Source organism: Streptomyces sp. NPDC047072, from assembly GCF_040643855.1.
In the GTDB taxonomy this organism is placed as follows: Bacteria; Actinomycetota; Actinomycetes; order Streptomycetales; family Streptomycetaceae; genus Streptomyces.
Window position 1 is genome coordinate 1 of record NZ_JBEYVC010000046.1, and the last position, 18,835, is coordinate 18,835.

14 protein-coding genes and 1 pseudogene are annotated in these 18,835 nt (G+C 71.6%); 7 read left to right on the plus strand and 8 right to left on the minus strand.

The annotated features are described in order from the left end of the window. On the minus strand, nt 1-583 hold a 583-nt coding region (locus ABZ896_RS21125), incomplete at its 3' end, for a tetratricopeptide repeat protein (protein ID WP_360931148.1). A gap of 148 nt (nt 584-731) precedes the next feature. Between ABZ896_RS21125 and ABZ896_RS21130 the strand changes: the two genes are divergently transcribed. From ABZ896_RS21130 to ABZ896_RS21140, 3 genes are read left to right on the plus strand one after another with little or no spacing between them, the layout of a single operon-like run. Beyond that, nucleotides 732-2,162, plus strand: a complete 1,431-nt coding sequence (locus ABZ896_RS21130; RefSeq protein ID WP_360931019.1) for a S8/S53 family peptidase — start codon at nt 732-734, stop codon at nt 2,160-2,162. Between the two features lie 59 nt (nt 2,163-2,221). Beyond that, on the plus strand, nt 2,222-2,797 hold the full coding sequence (locus ABZ896_RS21135; RefSeq protein ID WP_360931022.1) for a sigma-70 family RNA polymerase sigma factor: 576 nt from the start codon (nt 2,222-2,224) through the stop codon (nt 2,795-2,797). Then, nucleotides 2,794-3,294: a hypothetical protein gene (locus tag ABZ896_RS21140; RefSeq protein ID WP_360931025.1), complete on the plus strand. Its 501-nt coding sequence runs from the start codon at nt 2,794-2,796 to the stop codon at nt 3,292-3,294. The genes ABZ896_RS21135 and ABZ896_RS21140 overlap by 4 nt, the downstream gene beginning before the upstream one ends. Nucleotides 3,295-3,311: 17 nt before the next feature. Here ABZ896_RS21140 and ABZ896_RS21145 read toward each other — a convergent pair whose 3' ends face one another. From ABZ896_RS21145 to ABZ896_RS21155, 3 genes are all read right to left on the minus strand, one after another. After that, a complete protein-coding gene (locus tag ABZ896_RS21145; protein ID WP_360931028.1) occupies nt 3,312-4,535 on the minus strand; it encodes a cytochrome P450 in 1,224 nt (407 codons plus the stop codon). Nucleotides 4,536-4,602: 67 nt separating this feature from the next. Then, nucleotides 4,603-5,379, minus strand: coding sequence for an N-formylglutamate amidohydrolase (locus tag ABZ896_RS21150; protein ID WP_360931031.1), 777 nt, complete (start codon nt 5,377-5,379; stop codon nt 4,603-4,605). 142 nt (nt 5,380-5,521) lie between these two features. Then, a complete protein-coding gene (locus ABZ896_RS21155; protein ID WP_360931034.1) occupies nt 5,522-7,741 on the minus strand; it encodes an NADP-dependent isocitrate dehydrogenase in 2,220 nt (739 codons plus the stop codon). A gap of 207 nt (nt 7,742-7,948) precedes the next feature. Between ABZ896_RS21155 and ABZ896_RS21160 the strand changes: the two genes are divergently transcribed. Beyond that, nucleotides 7,949-9,484, plus strand: coding sequence for a M1 family metallopeptidase (locus tag ABZ896_RS21160; RefSeq protein WP_360931037.1), 1,536 nt, complete (start codon nt 7,949-7,951; stop codon nt 9,482-9,484). A 38-nt stretch (nt 9,485-9,522) separates the two neighbouring features. On the opposite strand, the gene ABZ896_RS21165 is transcribed toward ABZ896_RS21160, so the two are convergent. The 3 genes and pseudogenes from ABZ896_RS21165 to ABZ896_RS21175 all read right to left on the minus strand — a co-directional run bounded on the left by ABZ896_RS21165 (nt 9,523) and on the right by ABZ896_RS21175 (nt 13,330). Continuing rightward, complete coding sequence (locus ABZ896_RS21165; protein WP_360931151.1) at nt 9,523-10,608, minus strand: mechanosensitive ion channel family protein; 1,086 nt, start codon at nt 10,606-10,608, stop codon at nt 9,523-9,525. A gap of 157 nt (nt 10,609-10,765) precedes the next feature. Beyond that, nucleotides 10,766-12,295 (minus strand): amino acid permease, encoded by a 1,530-nt coding sequence (locus tag ABZ896_RS21170; RefSeq protein ID WP_360931040.1) that lies wholly within the window; start codon nt 12,293-12,295, stop codon nt 10,766-10,768. Nucleotides 12,296-12,336: 41 nt separating this feature from the next. Next, a pseudogene (locus tag ABZ896_RS21175) lies at nt 12,337-13,330 on the minus strand (hypothetical protein). 284 nt (nt 13,331-13,614) lie between these two features. Between ABZ896_RS21175 and ABZ896_RS21180 the strand changes: the two are divergent. The 3 genes from ABZ896_RS21180 (at nt 13,615) to ABZ896_RS21190 (ending at nt 17,820) form a co-directional block, all read left to right on the plus strand. Next, a complete protein-coding gene (locus tag ABZ896_RS21180; RefSeq protein ID WP_360931043.1) occupies nt 13,615-15,054 on the plus strand; it encodes an FGGY family carbohydrate kinase in 1,440 nt (479 codons plus the stop codon). A 109-nt stretch (nt 15,055-15,163) separates the two neighbouring features. Further along, nucleotides 15,164-16,591 carry an FAD-dependent oxidoreductase gene (locus ABZ896_RS21185; protein WP_360931046.1) on the plus strand — a complete coding sequence of 476 codons (1,428 nt, stop codon included), beginning with the start codon at nt 15,164-15,166 and terminating at the stop codon, nt 16,589-16,591. Continuing rightward, nucleotides 16,588-17,820, plus strand: a complete 1,233-nt coding sequence (locus ABZ896_RS21190; RefSeq protein WP_360931049.1) for an FAD-dependent oxidoreductase — start codon at nt 16,588-16,590, stop codon at nt 17,818-17,820. The genes ABZ896_RS21185 and ABZ896_RS21190 overlap by 4 nt, the downstream gene beginning before the upstream one ends. On the opposite strand, the gene ABZ896_RS21195 is transcribed toward ABZ896_RS21190, so the two are convergent. Then, entirely contained in the window at nt 17,813-18,787 is a 975-nt protein-coding gene (locus tag ABZ896_RS21195; RefSeq protein ID WP_360931052.1) for a lysylphosphatidylglycerol synthase transmembrane domain-containing protein, read from the minus strand. The two genes, ABZ896_RS21190 and ABZ896_RS21195, sit on opposite strands and share 8 nt — an antisense overlap. Between the last annotated feature and the right edge of the window lie 48 nt (nt 18,788-18,835).

An 18,835-nucleotide genomic window follows, 5' to 3' on the forward strand; every position in this document is an offset into this window, starting at 1 on the left:
TGATGCCCGCGCCGATGCCGGAGCCCGCCTTGACCATGATGGACTGGCGGTGCTCGGCGGGGCGGACGCTGTGCTCGCCGACGGCCATGCAGTTGTCCGCCCGCTCCACCGCCCCGAGCGCCAGATGCACGGTGGCCCGCAGGGTCAGCGCCCGCGCCCGCCAGATGACGTCGTCCGCCTGCCGCAGCCCGGGAATCGCCCGCCGTACGTCCTCCAGCGCCTCCCGGTGCCGCCCGAGAACGTACGAGGCGTAGGCGCGCCGGAACAGGATGCGCGCCCTGGTATGACCGCTGCTGACGGCGACACCCCGCTCCAGCGCCTCCAGGCCCTGCCGGGTGCGGCCCGCCTGGATCAGCGCCACGCCGAGCGTGGCCACGACCTCCGCCTCCTGGTCCGCCGCCTGGGCGCGCACCGCGAGGTCGCGCGAGCGGCGCAGATGGTGCAGCGCGAGCCGGATGTCCCCCCAGTCGCGCTGCCACAGGCCGATGACCTGGTGCGCGACGGAGGCATGCAGGGGTACGGGATCCGAGCCGAGCACCTCTTCTGCCCTCGCCCGCGCCTGGTTGGGCGCGGCGAACACCATCGGCAGCAGTTCGAGAACGGAATCGCTTCCCCCTGTCACTCCAAGGATGGTACTGGCCCTGGTTGCACGTCACACGGGTTTGGCGCTGTATCAATCGACGGCTCCACCGCTCTGACTGACGACCGCCGCCTCAGTGGGAGGACACGCCATGGCACCTCAGCGATTCCACGAGCAGTTCGACCAGATCCAGCGCTCCATGCCCGACGTCCCCCTCGCCCTGGGGCCCGACGACGCCTCGGAGTTCGTCTACGAGAAGGGTGTCGTGCTGGCCCGTGACGGCCGCGACGCCCAGTTCGTCGAGGACACCGTCCGCACCCACTTCACCGAGGCGACCGGGCTGACCGGCGACGCCGTCCGCCGGGACAGCCCCGAGACCAACCGCTCGGGCATCACCCGCATCCGCGTCGGCGACCCCGGCCACGGCGACCACCGCGGCGACCGGGCCGTCACCAACGCCCTGCGCGCCCTGAGCGAGCGCGAGGGCCGCGCGGGGCGCCGGCTGGTCAGCCGCAACCACGTCGTCTCCCTCTCGGTCAACTGCTGTCCCGGCGACGAGCCGGTGCCCGCCGCGCTCAGCCAAGGCACCAACCCCGCCCCCGAGTTGGCGGGCCACGACCCCGACACCGCGGTGAAGGTCCTCGTCGTCGACAACGGCCTCACCCACGACCACGCCCTCGTGCCGCTCCTCGCCCACGTCGACGGCGACCTGCACGGCACGGAGACCGACAGCGACGGCAACCTCCTCCAGTACATCGGGCACGGCACGTTCATCGCCGGCGTCCTCGCGGCCGTCGCGCCGAACACGAACGTCACCGTGCGCAGCAGCCTCAACGACGCCGGTGCCATCCTGGAGTCGGAGTTCGGCGACCGGCTCTTCGACGCCGTGGCCGACGGCTGGCCCGACATCATCAGCCTCTCCGCCGGCACCTCCAACGGCAGCGGCGACGGACTGCTGGGCCTTGAGGCCTTCATGCAGGAACTGCGCACCCAGGGCACCCTGTTGGTGGCCGCGGCCGGCAACAACGCCAGCGCCAACCCGTTCTGGCCCGCCGCCTACGCCGACCAGCCCGACTACCAGGACGTCGTCCTGTCGGTGGGAGCGCTGCGCGGCGACGGCGAGTACGGCGCCTGCTTCAGCAACTACGGCTCCTGGGTGAAGGTCTTCGCCCCCGGCGAGCGCCTCACCAGCACCCTCACCGGCTTCGACGCGCCGGTGCCGTACGAGTACCAGCACTCCACGTACGACGCCTGCCGGTTCGGCTTCACCTACGTCTGCACCTGCCAGTCCCCGTCCCACACAGGCGTGTTGAGCGACGACGGCACCACCACCGCCACGCCGGACCAGGTGATGTTCGAGGGGTACGCGCACTGGAGCGGGACCTCGTTCGCCACCCCCGTGGCCGCGGGGCTGGTCGCCGCCCACATGACCGCCAACAAGGAGACCGACCCGCGGGTCGCGCGGCAGCAACTCCTCGCCGCGAACACCCAGTTCGCCGAGGTGCGCGGGGCGCACGTACCGGCGCTGCGGCCGGCCGGGTGGCGCCCGGTCCCGGTCGTGCAGCGCCCGGTCGGCGCATGAGGTCCGGAACGGCCCCTTCCACGGCGTACGATGACAGGCCGCACACGAGGAGTGGGGCCGTGGACCGAGCAGATGTCGGCGCGCTGGTCCAGTCCGCCGTCGACGGTGACGCGGCGGCCTGGAAGGCGCTCGTGGAGGGGCTGAGCCCACTGGTGTGGTCGGTGGTGCGCGCACACCGGCTCTCGGACGCCGACGCGCACGAGGTGTACCAGACTGTCTGGTTCCGTTTCGCCCAGCACCTCGGGCGCATCCGCGAACCCGACAAGGCCGGTTCCTGGCTGGCCAGTACGGCGCGCCACGAATGCCTGAAGGTGCTCAAGAACTTGAGGCGGCTGACCGTCACCGACGATCCGCAGGTGCTGGACCGGATCAGCGACGACCGTACGCCCGAGCAGTCGTTCCTCGATCTGGAGGAGGCCGCCGAGCAGAGCGAACGGGTGCGGCGCCTGTGGCAGGAGTTCGACGGACTCGGCGACCGCTGCAGGCAGTTGCTGCGGGTCCTGATGGCCACGCCCAAGCCCAGCTACCAGTCCGTGTCCGCCGCCCTCGGGATCGCGGTGGGCAGCATCGGTCCCCTGCGCCAGCGCTGTCTGCGCCGGCTCAGGGCCCGGCTCGAGGCCCGGGGGGCGGTATGAGCGACCTGCACGACGACTTCGACGACGCCTTCGGCTTCGAGGAGGAGCTGGCGCCCGACGAGGAGTTGACACTCGACCTGCTGGAGGAGGAGCTGCGGCAGGCCGCGGCGATCCTCGACCCGGTGCCGCCGCGGCTGCGGCAGATCGCCGTCGAGGCCTTCGCCCTGCACGACCTCGACACCAGGATCGCCGAGCTGGGCTTCGACTCGGTCGTGGACGCCCTGCCGGTGCGGGGCGCCACGGCCGCGCCCCGGATGCTCACCTTCCACGCCGGTGAGCTGACCGTGGACGTCGAACTCACCCCGCACGGGCTGCTGGGACAGGTGCTGCCCCCGCAGTCGGCCCGGATCGAGGTGCTCAGCGGGCCTCAGGCGGGCGCGCCGCTGACCACCGACGACATGGGTCGCTTCAGCTACGAGGACGCTCCCGCCGGTCCGTTCGCCCTGCGACTGCGGACCGGCGAGGGGGTGATCGTCACCGACTGGCTGACCGTCTGAGCGGTGAGGGGGCTCTCTCACCACGTGACGGGCAGGGACTGCGGTCCGCGGATCATCGTCCTTCGGCGCCAGACGACCTCGTCGGCCGGGACCGCGAGCCGCAGCCCCGGCAGCCGGTCGAGCAGGGTGGCGACCAGCAGTTCGGTCTGGAGCCGGGCGAGGACGGCACCGGTGCAGTAGTGCGGGCCGTTGCCGAAGGCCAGGTGCGGGTTGGGGTCCCGGTCGGGGTCGATGCGCTCCGGATCCGGGAAGACCTCGGGGTCCCGGTTGGCGGCCAGGTAGGAGACGTACACCGGGTCGCCCGCACGGATCCGCAGACCGTGCAGTTCGACGTCCTCCAGGGCGATGCGGGCGAGCCCGACCGAGGCGCGGTGCGGGATGTACCGCAGCAGTTCGTCGATGACGCCCGCGCGTGCCTCGGGCCGGCGACGCGTCCGCTCCATCAACTCGGGCCGCGTCAGCAGCAGATACAGCATCTGCCCGCAGTTGTGGGTGACGGCCTCGCCGCCGATCTGAAGCGGACCGGCGAGCCCGACGGCCTCCTCCTCACCGATCTCCCCACGTCGTACGGCCGCGCCGAGCAGGGAGTACACGTCGTCGCCGTCGCTGTGCGCGCGGGCCCGGACGGTCTCCGTGATCCACCCGTACAGGCCGGCCTTGGCCTGCTCGGCGGCCTCGGCGCCGCCGGAGGTGGAGATGATCTGCCGGGTCCAGGCGTGCACTTGACCACGGTCGGCGGCGGGCACACCCATGACCTCGCTGACGAGAGCGATCGGAAAGGGCTCCAGGACCCGCTCGACCAGATCGGCGGGCGGCCCGTCCGCGAGCACCCCCTCCATCAGCCCGTCGAGCAACTCCTGTGCCCGGGGCCGCAGTCGCTTCATCGCGCCCATCGTGAACGCCCCGGCGACCGCCCTGCGCAGCCGGTTGTGGTCGGGCTGGTCAGCGAAGGCGAGCGAGCCGGGTCGGGGCTTGAAGTGCGGTGCCATCCTGGTCACTTGACGCTGTGTCACCTCAGCGCGGCCGAAGCGCGGGTCGTTGGTGATCGCCTTGACGTCCTCGTAGCGGGTGGCCAGCCACGCCCAGCCCTCGCCGTGCGGCAGCCGGATCCGGGTCAGCGGTCCCTCGCGCACCAGGTCCGCGAGCACGGGGTCGAAGTCGGTCCCGGCCAGGTCGAGCGCGGGCCACTCCCGCACCGGGGGCGGCGCCTGCTCGGCCAGCGTGGTGGTCTCCTCGGTCATGTCACCCACCCTCACCGCAGCCGGGGGTGCGTGTCGCGGGGGAGTGCTCCAAGCGGAGGGCGGCGGGTCAGTGCCGTACGGCGTCCACGAGCGCCGCGAGCGCCCCGGCGAGCCGCTTCAGCCCGGCGCCGGCGGGTCCGCCCGGCTCGGTCATGTAGGTGTCCCGCCGGATCTCCACCATCAGGGCGCTCACCCGGGCGTCCCGGCCGTAGAACTCCAGCGGCACGTACGTCCCGCTGAACGGACTGTCCAGCCCGGCCTCCCCGAACGCCTCCCGGGCCGCGGCGACCAGCTGGGGCGGGGTGTGGAAGGGGTCGGTCCCGAGACACACGGGCGGCCGCGGTCCCGCGCCGTGCAGCTCGTAGGGAAGCGCCTCCGTGGGATACGAGTGCACGTCGACGATCACGGCCCGCCCGGTGGCGGCCAACCGGTCGGCCACGGCCTCGGTCATGGCCTGCGCGTACGGCCGGAAGTACCGCTCGACGAGCGGAGCGGGGTCGAAGCCGTCGGCCCGCAGCGCCTCCCGATGCGTGGTCCGCGTGTACACGGCCCCCATCCCGACGGCGAGCATCTCCTCCCGCTCGTCGGGGAACCGCTCGGGGTCGACGACCAGCCGCGACAGCCGGTTCACGAACCGCCAGGGCCGCACCCGGCACCGCCCGGCCGCCTCCTCGGCCAGCTCCGCGGTGTGCGCGTCGACGATGTGGTCCAGCTCCCGCTCCAGGGCTACGTCGTCCAGCACGATCCCCGCCCGCGCCTCCGCCGGGATCGCCCGCGCCGAGTGCGGGACGTGCAGGATCACCGGGGACTGCCGGTCCCCGGGCAAGAGGTCGAACGAGGTCATGAGGCCGCTCCCGGGGCGTTGTCAGTGGCGTGGTGCACGATCACACCATGCTGTCCGCGGTGTACACACCCGGGACCGGTGACACACCACCGCCCCGGCCGGACCGAAGCCGACCGGGGCGGAGCGCTGCAGCGAGCGGGCGTCAGCTGAGGGACGCCAGGGCCTCGTTCCACGTGGTGGACGGGCGCATGACCTTCGCGGCCTTGGCCGGGTCGGGCTGGTAGTAGCCGCCGATGTCGGCCGGCTTGCCCTGGACGGCGTTCAACTCGTCGACGATCTTCTGCTCGTTCGCGGCGAGCGTCTCGGCGAGCGGGGCGAAGGCCTTCGCCAGGTCCGCGTCCTCGGTCTGCGAAGCCAGCTCCTGCGCCCAGTACAGGGAGAGGTAGAAGTGGCTGCCACGGTTGTCGATGCCGCCGACGCGACGGGTCGGGGACTTGTCCTCGTTGAGGAAGGTCGCCGTGGCGCGGTCGAGGGTGTCGGCGAGGACCTTGGCCTTCGGGTTGTTCGTGGCCGTCGCGTACTGCTCAAGGGACGGGACCAGCGCGAAGAACTCACCCAGCGAGTCCCAACGCAGGTAGTCCTCCTTGACCAGCTGCTGGACGTGCTTCGGCGCGGAGCCGCCGGCGCCCGTCTCGAACAGGCCGCCGCCCGCCATGAGCGGGACGACCGACAGCATCTTGGCGCTGGTGCCCAGCTCCAGGATCGGGAAGAGGTCGGTCAGGTAGTCACGCAGGACGTTGCCCGTCACCGAGATGGTGTTCTCGCCGCGGCGGATGCGCTCCACCGACAGCTTCGTCGCGTCGACCGGGGCGAGGATCCGGATGTCCAGGCCCTCGGTGTCGTGCTCCGGCAGGTACGCGTTGACCTTGGCGATGAGGTTGGCGTCGTGCGCGCGGGTCTCGTCCAGCCAGAACACGGCCGGGTCGCCGGTGGCACGGGCGCGGGTGACGGCCAGCTTCACCCAGTCCTTGATCGGCGCGTCCTTGGTCTGGCAGGCGCGGAAGATGTCGCCCGCGGCGACCGGCTGCTCGATGAGGACGGTGCCGGCCTGGTCGACCAGACGGACCGTACCGGCCGTCTTGATCTCGAAGGTCTTGTCGTGGGAGCCGTACTCCTCGGCCTTCTGCGCCATCAGGCCGACGTTCGGCACCGAGCCCATGGTGGAGGGGTCGTAGGCGCCGTTGGCCCGGCAGTCGTCGACGACGACCTGGTAGACACCGGCGTACGAGGAGTCCGGGAGCACCGCCAGGGTGTCGGCCTCGGCGCCGTCCGGGCCCCACATGTGGCCGGAGGTGCGGATCATGGCCGGCATCGAGGCGTCGACGATCACGTCGGACGGCACGTGCAGGTTGGTGATGCCCTTGTCGGAGTCGACCATCGCGAGAGCCGGGCCCTCGGCGAGCTCCGCGTCGAAGGAGGCCTTGATCGCGTCACCCTCGGGGAGGGCGTCCAGGCCCTTGAGGATGCCGCCCAGACCGTCGTTCGGGGAGAGGCCGGCGGCGGCGAGCGTGGCGCCGTACCGCTCGAAGGTCTTGGGGAAGAACGCGCGGACCACGTGGCCGAAGATGATCGGGTCGGAGACCTTCATCATCGTGGCCTTGAGGTGCACGGAGAAGAGCACGCCCTGGGCCTTGGCCTCGGCGATCTGCGCGGTGAGGAACTCGCGCAGCGCGGCCACGTGCAGCACGGACGCGTCCACGACCTCGCCCGCCAGGACCGGTACGGACTCGCGCAGCACGGTGGCGGAGCCGTCCTCGGCGACCAGCTCGATCTTGAGCGAACCGGCCTCGGAGATCACGACGGACTTCTCGGTGGAGCGGAAGTCGTTCTGCCCCATCGTCGCCACGTTGGTCTTCGAGTCCGAGGACCAGGCGCCCATGCGGTGCGGGTGGGACTTGGCGTAGTTCTTGACCGAGGCGGGGGCGCGGCGGTCGGAGTTGCCCTCACGCAGCACCGGGTTCACGGCGGAGCCCTTGACCTTGTCGTAGCGGGCCTGGATCTCCCGCTCCTCGTCGGTCTTCGGGTCGTCCGGGTAGTCCGGCAGCGCGTAGCCCTGGGCCTGGAGCTCGGCGACCGCGGCCTTGAGCTGCGGGATCGACGCCGAGATGTTCGGCAGCTTGATGATGTTGGCCTCGGGCGTCTTCGCCAGCTCGCCCAGCTCGTGCAGGGCGTCCGGGATCCGCTGGTCCTCGGTCAGGTACTCCGGGAACACCGCGATGAGGCGCCCGGCCAGCGAGATGTCCCGCGTCTCCACAGAGACACCCGCCTGCGAGGCGTACGCCTGGACCACCGGCAGGAAGGAATACGTCGCCAGGGCCGGGGCCTCGTCAGTGTGCGTATAGATGATGGTCGAGTCAGTCACCGGGTGCTCCGCTCCACGTCTGCAACATTGCTCGACATCAAGATATCTCGTGATCGACCCGGCCTCGACAGGGGTGCTCGCCCACTGTCCGAGAATCTGTTCGCCCGGAGAGGCAACCCGAACGCCCGATCTCGTGGTGAAGCAGGGTGATCACCCTTCATCCGACGGCCGGACCTGACCACCCGGCCGCCCGAGCGAAAGCGGACCATGAGATATCGCACCCGAGTGACGGCTCCGGCCGCGCTGATCGGCACCGCCGTGGCCCTGTCCGTGGGCACCACCCCGGCGCACGCCACTCCGACGCCCGGCACGCCCGGCGCGGAGACCCTGGGGGACTCCGTCTATCCGAGCCTCGGCAACGACGGCTACCGCGTGCAGGCCTATCACCTGGACCTCGCGTACGACGCCACGACGAAGCTCGTCGAGGCGAAGGCGACGCTGAGGATCACCACCGCCCAGGAGCTGAGCCGCTTCTCCCTCGACGCCCTGGGCCTGGACATACGCACGGTGACCGTGAACGGCGCCACGGCCGCCTTCGAGCAGGTCGACGAGAAGCTGCGGATCACGCCCGCCGTCCCGCTGCGCGCGAAGCGGAAGGTCACCGTCGTCGTGGCCTACGGGGCCGACCCGCGCCGCGCCCTCACCCACACCGCGTGGGTGCCCACGCCGGACGGCTTCGCGATCTGCCCGCAGCCGAACTCCGCGCACACCGTCTTCCCGTGCAACGACCACCCCCTGGACAAGGCGGACTTCACCTTCCGGATCACCGTCCCCACCGGCCTCAAGGGCGTCGCGAGCGGCCACCTGGTGAGCACCGAGGACGTCGGCGACGGGCGGACCGCCTACTGCTACCGCTCCCGGGAGCCGATCGCCACGGAGATCGTGCAGATCACGGTCGGTGACTACGTGATCAAGGAGCGCTCCGGCCCGAACGGGCTGCCGCTCAGGGACGTCGTCCCGACCGCCCGCGCCACCGCCCTGGAGCCCGCGCTCGCCCTCACCCCGAACCTGGTGAGCTGGATCGAGCAGCGCCTGGGCGCCTACCCGTTCGAGACGTACGGCCTGCTGCCGTGCAACAACGACGCCTCCAACGCCTTCGATTTCACGGGCCTGGAGACCCAGACCCTCACCCTGTACAAGCCGAACTACCTCCTCCAGGAGGAGTCCAAGATCGGTTCGCACATGATGCACGAGCTGGTCCACTCCTGGTTCGGCAACAGCGTCAGCCCCGCCAACTGGGCCGACCTGTGGCTCAACGAGGGCCACGCCGACTACTACGGGCTGCTCTACCGCTACGAGCGCGGCTGGACGGACTCGCTCGGCTACTCCACGTTCGAGGCGCGGATGAAGTACACGTACGCCCTCGGCGACCAGTGGCGTAAAACCTCCGGCCCGGTCGCCGCGCCGAACGAGGTCAACCTCTTCGACAACCAGCGCTACACCGGCGGCGTGCTCGTCCTGTACGCGCTGCGCCAGGTCGTCGGCGAGAGCGTGTTCAGCGCGATCGAGAGCACCTTCCTGGAGCGCTTCCGCGACTCCTCGGCGACGACCGACGACTACATCGCCGTCGCCTCGGAGATCTCCGGCACCGACCAGTCCGGCTTCCTGCGGGACTGGCTCTACGGCACGAAGACCCCGAGGATGCCCGGCCATCCGGACTGGACGGTCACGCCGGTGCCGTCCAACCTGCGTACTCCGCAGCGCACGCCGGGCGGCCACCACGACAACTCGGCGACCCTGTAAGGCCGTAGAGGCGCCGTAAGGCCGTAGCGGAGGATGCGTCAGTCGAGCCGGGTGGAGGAGACCTCGCCCGGCTCGATCTCGATCGCCGCGCCGCGCTGCTGCGGGATCGCCACCGAGCCGCCCTGGATCGCCACCGTGCGCGCGGGGGCCGGGATGCGGATGCCCTCGGCGCGGTAGCGCTTGTGCAGGCGCTTGATGAACTCGTGCTTGATCCGGTACTGGTCGCTGAACTCGCCCACGCCCAGGATGACGGTGAAGCCGATCCGGGAGTCGCCGAAGGTGTGGAAGCGCACCAGCGGCTCGTGCTCGGGCAGCGCGCCCTCGATCTGAGTCATCACCTCGGTGACGACCTCGCAGGTGACCCGCTCGACCTGGTCCAGATCGCTGTCGTAGGCCACTCCGGCCTGCACCAGGATCGTCAACTCCTGCTCGGGACGCATGAAGTTGGTCATGTTCGTCTTGGCGAGCTCGCCGTTGGGGATGACGATCAGGTTGTTGGAGAGCGCGCGGACCGTGGTCTGACGCCAGTTGATGTCCTCGACGTAGCCCTCCTCGCCGCTGGCCAGCCGGATGTAGTCGCCGGGCTGGACGGTCTTGGAGGCGAGGATGTGGATGCCCGCGAAGAGGTTGGCGAGCGTGTCCTGGAGGGCGAGCGCCACCGCCAGACCGCCGACGCCGAGGGCGGTGAGCATCGGCGCTATCGAGATGCCGAGGGTCTGGAGCACCACCAGGAAGCCGATGGCCAGGACCAGTACGCGGGTGATGTTGACGAAGATCGTGGCCGAGCCGGCCACACCGGAGCGGGACTGGGTGACCGTGCGCACCAGCCCGGCGATCAGCCGGGCCGCCGCCACCGTGACCACGAAGATCATCAGGACGGTCAGGATCTGGTTGACCGTGTGCTGGACCCCCTTGGTCAGGGGCAGTGCCGCCGCGCCGACGGCCGCGCCGCCGACGGTCGCGCCCCAGGGCACCACGGTCCTGAGCGCGGCCACGATGACGTCGTCGCCGGTCCACTTGGTGCGGTCGGCGTGCTTGCCGAGCCACTTGAGCAGCATGCGCAGCAGGAACGCCGCCAGCAGACCCGCCGCCACCGAGATGCCGGCGGCGACCAGGTCGTCCATGGTGAGATCCCGTTGAAATGCCGTCACGTTGCCACCTGTTCGAATTGCGGGAAGTGCGATCGCACCGGCCGTGGAGGTTCCGTGGCCGACGCGACCGCTCATCCTGCCGTATCCGCCACAGGAGTTCGTAGCCGAGCGGACGCCGGATCGCGCGGTTTCAGACGATGCCCTCGGCGAGTTCGGCCTGTTCACGGTCGGAGTACGCGGCCGTCGTGGGCGTCCCGTAGGAGCGGCGGGCGACGAACCACCAGACCGTGGCCAGGAACAGGACGACGGCGAGGGCCACGGACGCGTAGTTCATCGTGTCCACCGTCACCGGCGAGGACTGCGGCAGGCAGAACAGCACCGTCACACCCGCCACCCACACCACGGCCGTCCATCCGATCGGCCTGCTCCACCGGCCCAGGCTCCACGGACCCGGCTGAAAACGGCTCCCCGCGCGCAGCCGCAGGAAGACGGGAATGGCGTACGCGGGGGTGATCCCGATGACGTTGATCGCGGTGACCGCCCCGTACGCGGTCGCCGAGTACAGCGAGGGCAGGGCCAGCACCCCGGCGACCGTCACCGACAGCCACACGGCCGCGACCGGCGTCTGGGTGCGGGCGCTGACCTTGCGCCAGAGGACCGAGCCCGGCAGGGCCTTGTCGCGGCTGAACGCGAACACCATCCGGCTGGCCGCGGCGACCTCGGCGTTGCCGCAGAACAGCTGCGCGACGATCACCACGATCAGCAGCGCGCTCGCGCCGTCCGTGCCCAGGCCGTCGATGAGGATCTGGGCCGGCGGCACCCCGGTGGCGCTGTTCCGGGTCGCGTCGTAGTCCTGGATCGCGAAGGTGAGCCCCATCAGCAGCACGAAACCGGCGATCCACGACACCCAGATGGAGCGCACGATGCCCTTCGCCGCCGACACCGAGGCGTTGGAGGTCTCCTCGGACAGGTGGGCCGAGGCGTCGTAGCCGCAGAACGTGTACTGCGCGAGCAGCAGGCCGATCGCCGCCACGTAGACCGGGTTGTGCCAGCCGGTGTCGTTGACGAACTCGGTGAACACGAAGGACGAGGACTGGTGGTGGTCGGGCACGATCCACAGGGCGCCCACGATGAGCGCCACGCCTATGAGGTGCCACCACACGCTGACCGAGTTGAGCACGGAGACCAGCCGGACGCCGAACAGGTTCAGCACGGCGTGCAGCAGCAGGATCGCCACGAAGATCAGCATGGTCTTGCCCGGCGTCGGCTCGAAGCCCCACTGGAGATTGGCGAACGCGCCCGCGAACAGGGCGGCGCCGTAGTCGATGCCCGCGATCGCGCCGAGCAGCCCGAGCAGGTTGAGCCAGCCCGTGTACCAGCCCCAGCGGCGCCCCCCGAGCCGGTCCGCCATGTAGTACAGGGCGCCGGACGTCGGATACGCGCTGGTGACCTCCGCCAGCGCGAGTCCCACGCACAGCACGAACAGGCCGACGCCCGCCCAGCCCCACAACATCACCGCCGGGCCGCCCGCGCCCATGCCGAAGCCGTACAGGGTCATGCAGCCGGACAGGATCGAGATCACCGAGAAGCTGATCGCGAAGTTGCCGAAGCCGCCCATGCGCCGGGCGAGCACCGGCCGGTAGCCGAGTTCGCGCAGGCGCCGCTCCTCGTCCTGCGGCGGGACTCCGGACGAGAGGGATGGTTCGGGGGTGCGTGACATGCTCAGACCTCCGTGGAAGGGGACGGGGAGTCGTGCGGGTGTCAGGCGTCGGGGCCGGGCGCCGCGGACCGGCTGCGGGCACGGGCCTGGAGGAAGACCTGGGCGGCCTGCGCGGGGTCGCCGGGATCGGCGGCGCGACACGCCCAGGGCAGGGGGGTGTAGTAGGGGCCGAGCGCTTCGAACACCCGGGACGCCTCCGCGAACAGGAGCGCTCCGGACAGGGCGTGGGCGAGATGGTTGAGATCGAGCGGGGTGCGCTCCTCGGGGCGGGTGTGCGCGAACCAGGACGCGTGCGCCCGCCGTGCCTCGCGGGTGGCGTCCTCGGCCACCCAGTGCAGATCGAGCGCGGCCGTGCGCCCGCCGCCCCGCCGGTACCGCTCCACCCGCACGTACAGCGGCAGGACGTGCAGCGCGGAGGCCGGCGGCGCCGACCCCGCGGCCCAGTGTGCGTATCCGGCCGCCTCCGCCAGCCGGTCCGAGCCGGCCTGCGCGTACAGGAACTGCAGCATGCGGTGGTGGGCCTCGCGGTTGTACGGGTCCCGCTTGTCCGCCTCCGCGAGCAGCCCCCAGGGACCCGGCGGCAGCATCGGGCCGGGCGGGCGGGCCCGGTGCTCCTCCCACAGCAGCTTGCGGTCCAGCTGGGCGAGGGCCAGCAGACAGACCCACGGCACCGGGTCGTGGGGCGCGACCCGGGCCGCGGTCCGGCTCACGTCCCAGGCCTCGATCCACAGTTCATGCGTACGGCGATGCTGTTCGCGCCGGGCCCGCAGCGCGCGTTCCACCGCGACCCGGGCGCGCATCACCGTGGCCGGCACGCTGCCGGGCTCCTCGGCGGTCCAGGCCCGCACCACGTCGGTGCCCGCGGCGGCCGCGGCCAGCACCTGGGTGCGCTGGGTCCACTGCCACCAGGCGGTCGTACGTTCCAGCAGGGTCCGCATCGACATCCAGCGCCCGGCGCGCACCTCCTGGAGGGCCGCGCGCAGCTCCGGGTCCTGGCCCGCCGGATCGTAGGGGCCGTGCTCCTTCTCTGGCCATCACCTGCCCGTCCCGGGCTTCGGACCGGGCAGGACGGCAGGGTGGAGTAACAACAGCCCTCCTCGGGGCGGCGGTTGAGGAGATCGCGCTGGACGGCGGTCACTATAGGGGCGGGGGTGGCGTCGCCACACCTCCTTCCGGATCTTTCAAATGGCTTGTTGACTAAGCGACTTGACTGGTGATCAGCCAATGAAAGAGACGGTGTTCCATGGCCCTGCGGGCGCTTGACGGGAGGGTGGGGCGGCGGCAGGCTGTCGGGCTGTGATCATCGAGGAAGGCGCGTGATGACCGGTCCGGTACTGGCCGTCGACCAGGGGACGTCGGGCACCAAGGCCCTGGTGATCTGTCCCGAACGCGGGGTGATCGGCACCGGGTTCGTGGAGGTCCGGCCCCGCCATCTGCCCGGCGGGCTGGTCGAGGTGGACCCGCGGGAGCTGTACGAGTCGGTGGTCGGCGCGGGGGCGAGGGCGCTGGCCGAGGCGCGGGAACCGGTGGTCGCGCTGGGGCTCGCGAACCAGGGCGAGACGGTGCTGGCGTGGGACCCGGTGAGCGGGGAGCCGCTGACCGACGCGTTGGTGTGGCAGGACCGGCGGGCGGAGAGTGTGTGTGCGGAACTGGGGGCGCATGCCGAGGAGTTGCGGGAGCTGACGGGTCTGCCTCTGGACCCCTACTTCGCCGCCCCCAAGATGGCCTGGATCCGGCGTCACCTCACGGCCGACGGGGTCGTGACCACCAGTGATGCCTGGCTGGTGCATCGGCTCACCGGGGCGTTCGTCACGGACGCGGCGACCGCGGGGCGCACGCAGCTCCTGGATCTCGACCGTGCGGAGTGGTCGCCGCGTGCGCTCGATCTTTACGGGCTGGCCGACGAACGGCTTCCCGAAGTCGTCGACAACGCCCAACAGGTCGGTGTGACCACGGTGTTCGGGGCGCCGATCCCGCTCACCGGGCTCGTCGTCGACCAGCAGGCGGCGCTGCTCGCCCAGCGGATCACCGGGCCCGGCGGGGCCAAGTGCACGTACGGCACGGGGGCGTTCCTACTGGCGCACACCGGTGAGCGGGCGCGGCGGGGTGACGCCGGGCTGGTCAGCTGTGTGGCGTGGCGGCTTGGTGGGCGGGCCAGTTACTGCTTGGACGGGCAGGTGTATACGGCCGCGTCCGCGGTGCGGTGGTTGACCGACCTCGGTGTGATCAAGGGGGCGGCCGATCTTGACGTCGTGGGGGGTGCGGTGGCGGACAGTGGTGGTGTGACTTTTGTTCCGACCCTCGCGGGGCTTGCCGCGCCTTGGTGGAGAGGCGATCTGCGGGGGTCTCTTACCGGGCTCGGGCTCGATACGGGGCCCGGGCATGTGGTCCGTGCGTTGTGTGAGGGGCTTGCGGCGCAGGTTGTGGAGCTGGCGGAGGCTGCGGGGCGGGATCTGGGGGCGCCGCTGGACGCTCTGCGTGTCGACGGTGGGCTGACTCGGTCGACGCTTCTTATGCAGACTCAGGCTGATCTGCTGCAACGGCCGGTGGAGGTCTCTGCGTTGCCTGATGCGACGGCGCTCGGTGTGGGGGCTCTGGCTCGGTTGGGTGTGGACGCGGGGCTTGATGTGGCTGAGGTGTTGCCGGAGTGGAAACCGGCGGCCGTGTATGAGCCTCGGGTTTCGGCGGAGGAGGCGGGGGAGCGGCTCGGGGGGTTTCGGGCTGCGGTGGAAGGGTTGCTGCGGGGGGTGGAGCGATGAGGGTGCCTCGTCCTGTGGTGGGGTTTCTGCGGCGCCGTCGTGGCTGGTCGCGCAGTTCCCCGCGCCCCTTTAGGGCGTTGCTGTGCTGTGGCTCCATATGACGGGCGGCATGTGCGGTGTTGTCACCCGGCGTGGGGCGTTGCCCTCCCCGCCGTACGACGTCGTGGTCGTCGGGGCCGGAGTCGTGGGCAGTGCTCTTGCTCGTGAGCTTGCTCGATACCCCGGTCTCCGGGTCGCTCTCCTCGACGCTCAGGACGATGTCGGGCAGGGGAGTTCCAAGGCCAACACCGCGATTCTGCATACCGGGTTCGATGCCGTGCCCGGTTCTCTGGAGGCGCGGTTGGTGCGGGAAGGGGCCCGGCTTCTTGCCGACTACGCCAAGGAGTCCGGCATCCCCGTCGAACCCGTCGGCGCCCTCCTCGTCGCCTGGGACGAGGAGCAGCTTGCCGCGCTGCCACGGCTCGCGGAGAAGGCGGAGCGGAACGAGTACCGGGACACCCGGCTGCTCGATGCCGCCGAACTCCACGAGAGCGAACCACACTTGGGGCCCGGCGCGCTCGGTGCCCTGCACGTGCCCGGTGAGAGCATCATCTGTTCCTGGACGACGACGCTTGCCTACGCCACCCAGGCGGTTCGACACGGAGTCGATCTGCATCTCAACTCCCGTGTGGGCGAGGTGAGTCGGGAGGGTGACCTGCACGTCCTCGCCACCGACCGCGGGCCCCTCCGCACCCGTTGGCTGGTCAACGCCGCCGGTCTGCACGCCGACACCCTCGACCGTGCCCTCGGTCACGACGACTTCACCGTCACCCCGCGCCGCGGCCAGCTCCTCGTCTTCGACAAGTTCGCCCGCGACCTGGTCCGCCACATCCTGCTCCCCGTCCCCACGGCGCTCGGCAAGGGCGTCCTGGTCGCCCCCACCGTCTACGGCAACGTCCTGCTCGGGCCCACCGCCGAGGACCTGTCCGACAAGCGGGCCACCCTCTCGACCGCCGACGGTCTCGCCCTGCTCCGGGAGAAGGGCCGCCGTATCCTCCCCGCACTCCTCGACGAGGAGGTCACCGCCGTCTACGCGGGCCTGCGCGCGGCCACCGAACACGAGGACTACCGGATCTCCGCGCATCCCGAGCAGGCGTACGTCACCGTCGGCGGTATTCGTTCCACGGGGCTGACGGCATCGCTCGCCATCGCCGCGTACGTGACGTCACTGCTCGCCGAGTCGGGTCTTGATCTCGGTCCTGCCGCGCCCCTGGAGCCGGTCCGTATGCCCAACCTCGGTGAGGCGTTCCCGCGGCCCTACCAGCGGTCCGAACTCATCGCGGCCGACCCTGAGTACGGCGTCCTTGTCTGTCACTGCGAGCGCGTTTCCCGGGGCGAGATCCGCGATGCGCTCGCCGCGACGGTGCCACCGGCGGGTCTCGACGGGCTGCGCCGTCGTACCCGGGCGCGGGCGGGACGGTGTCAGGGGTTCTACTGCGGGGCGGCGGTACGGGAGCTGTTGGAGGCCGCCCAGCCCTTTGAGGGGACCCGGCCATGAGCGCGACACGCCAGATCGACGTCCTCGTCGTCGGCGCCGGCCCCGCCGGGCTCGCCGCCGCGGCCCGCCTCGCCGCCGCCGGGGTCGCCCGGGTCGAGGTCCTCGACCGGGAACGGCAGGCCGGGGGAGTGCCGCGGCACTGCTTCCACGGCGGCTACGGCACCTGGCTGCACCCTCTGACCGGCCCCGCCTACGCCCACCTCCTCGTCATCGCCGCCCGGAGCGCCGGCGCGGTCGTCCGAACCGGGGTGACCGCCCTGGACTGGGCCGGGCCCACGGCCCTCCACACGGTCGGACCCCAGGGCCCGGAGACGATCGAGGCACGCGCGGTCGTCCTGGCCACCGGCGCCCGGGAACGACCACGCACCGCACGCCTGGTCCCGGGCACCCGCCCGGCCGGTGTCTTCACCACGGGCGAACTCCAGCAGGCGGTCCACCTGTTCGGGCAGCACATCGGCACCCGCGCGGTGGTCGTCGGCGCCGAGGACGTCTCCTACGCGGCGGCGGCCACCGTACGGGCCGCCGGTGCCGCGGTCGTCGCGATGGTCACCGACCTTCCCCTGCCGCAGACTTCACCGGCCCGAGCCGCCGACGCCCGGCTCCGGCACGGGATTCCGCTCCTCACCGACACGACGGTCACCGAACTCCTCGGCCACGGACGGCTGTCGGGGGTCCGCGTACGCCACCGTGACGGTCGTACGGTCGTACTGCCCTGCGACACCGTCGTGTTCACCGGCGACTTCGTCCCCGACCACGAACTGGCCCGGCGCGGCGGCCTCACCCTCGACACCGGGACCCGCGGCCCCGCGGTCGACGGCACCCTGCACACCTCACGGCCGGGCGTGTTCGCCGCGGGCAGCCTGCTGCACGCCGTGGAGAGCGCGGCGACGGCGGCCAGGGAGGGGACGCATGCCGCGGGCGCGGTACTCAAAGCACTCGACGGAGCCCAACGCGCCGTCGGTGTCTCCCTGTTGGTCGATGCCCCTCTGCGCTGGATCGCCCCGAACCTGGTCGCCCCGACCGACCGCCTGCCGTACGTCCTGCGCACGGCCACTCCGCTGGCCCGCAAGGTTCTCCGTGTCACCCAGGACGGCCGCACACTGCACCGCGAACACCTGGCCCGGGCCCTCCCGAACCGCACGGTGACCCTGAGGTCCGGCTGGACGCACGCCGTCGACATCAAGGGCGGGGCGGTACACGTGCTGGTCGAGGACCCGCGGGTCAGATGACCTTCAGCCGGACCAGTGCCCCCAGCGTCAGCGCCCCCGGCAGCAGCGGTACCCACACCGTGATGATCCGGTACGCGAGCACCACCGCCGTGGCCACCGCCGCCGGGCCGCCGGCCGCCACGAGCGCGATCACCAGGGCCGCCTCGACCGAGCCGACCCCGCCCGGCGTGGGCACCAGGGCCACCGCGCAGGTCGCCGCGAGATAGGCGAGGGCCATGTGCACGGGCGGTACCGACAGGCCCAGCGCCTGGCCCACCGCGGCCAGCCCGGCCGCCTGGAGCGCCGGGAAGGCGAGTGAGCCGCCCCACAGGGCGAGCGCCCTGGCGGGACGGGCGTGCACCGAGCGGGCCTCGCCGAGGGCGGTCCGCAGGAAGGAGCAGACGGCCGTGCGCACCCGGCGGACGCCCACGAGCACGCCCACGGCCAGGACGAGGACCGCGCCCAGGCCCAGCAGCAGGGGGCCGCCCGCCGCGTCCGGCAGCAGCGCGCCCACCTGGAGCGCGTCCGGGAAGGCGATGAAGAGCGCGGCCAGCAGGGTCAGCCGGCCGACCGACTCGGCCAGCAGATACAGCGCGAGGGCCGCCGAGGAGCGGGCGAGCGGCACCCCGCACACGGTCATGAACCGCAGGTTGACCGCGCTCGCGCCGAGCCCGGTCGGCAGCAGGTGGTTGGCCGCGCCCGCCGCGAACTGCGTGGCCAGCAGCCGCCGCCGGGGCAGCCGCTCCACGACGGCGCCCTGCCGGGTGAAGGAGGCGGCCACCCAGGTCAGACAGGTGGCACCGGCCGCCACCAGCAGCCACGGCCACTCGGCGTGCCGCAGCTGGCCGAAGCCCTCGGCGAGCACCGAGCGGTGCCGCACCGCGACCACGGTGACGAGCAGGAGCGGGAGCAGACACAGGATCCGGCGGAGGTGGCGAACGGGGAGACGCTGGGGAAGGCGTTCCTGGGGAAAATGAACCGCTGTCACATCGGGAGAGGGTTTCCACGCCGTGCCAACTGCGGGTTGCGGAAGCGG

Coding starts and splice junctions, on each gene's coding strand:
- ABZ896_RS21160 (WP_360931037.1), top strand. CDS start 7,949: ATGAGATATCGCACCCGAGTGACGGCTCCGGCCGCGCTGATCGGCACC.
- ABZ896_RS21165 (WP_360931151.1), bottom strand. CDS start 10,608: ATGGACGACCTGGTCGCCGCCGGCATCTCGGTGGCGGCGGGTCTGCTG.
- ABZ896_RS21185 (WP_360931046.1), top strand. CDS start 15,164: ATGTGCGGTGTTGTCACCCGGCGTGGGGCGTTGCCCTCCCCGCCGTAC.
- ABZ896_RS21130 (WP_360931019.1), top strand. CDS start 732: ATGGCACCTCAGCGATTCCACGAGCAGTTCGACCAGATCCAGCGCTCC.
- ABZ896_RS21190 (WP_360931049.1), top strand. CDS start 16,588: ATGAGCGCGACACGCCAGATCGACGTCCTCGTCGTCGGCGCCGGCCCC.
- ABZ896_RS21145 (WP_360931028.1), bottom strand. CDS start 4,535: ATGACCGAGGAGACCACCACGCTGGCCGAGCAGGCGCCGCCCCCGGTG.
- ABZ896_RS21170 (WP_360931040.1), bottom strand. CDS start 12,295: ATGTCACGCACCCCCGAACCATCCCTCTCGTCCGGAGTCCCGCCGCAG.
- ABZ896_RS21140 (WP_360931025.1), top strand. CDS start 2,794: ATGAGCGACCTGCACGACGACTTCGACGACGCCTTCGGCTTCGAGGAG.
- ABZ896_RS21150 (WP_360931031.1), bottom strand. CDS start 5,379: ATGACCTCGTTCGACCTCTTGCCCGGGGACCGGCAGTCCCCGGTGATC.
- ABZ896_RS21180 (WP_360931043.1), top strand. CDS start 13,615: ATGACCGGTCCGGTACTGGCCGTCGACCAGGGGACGTCGGGCACCAAG.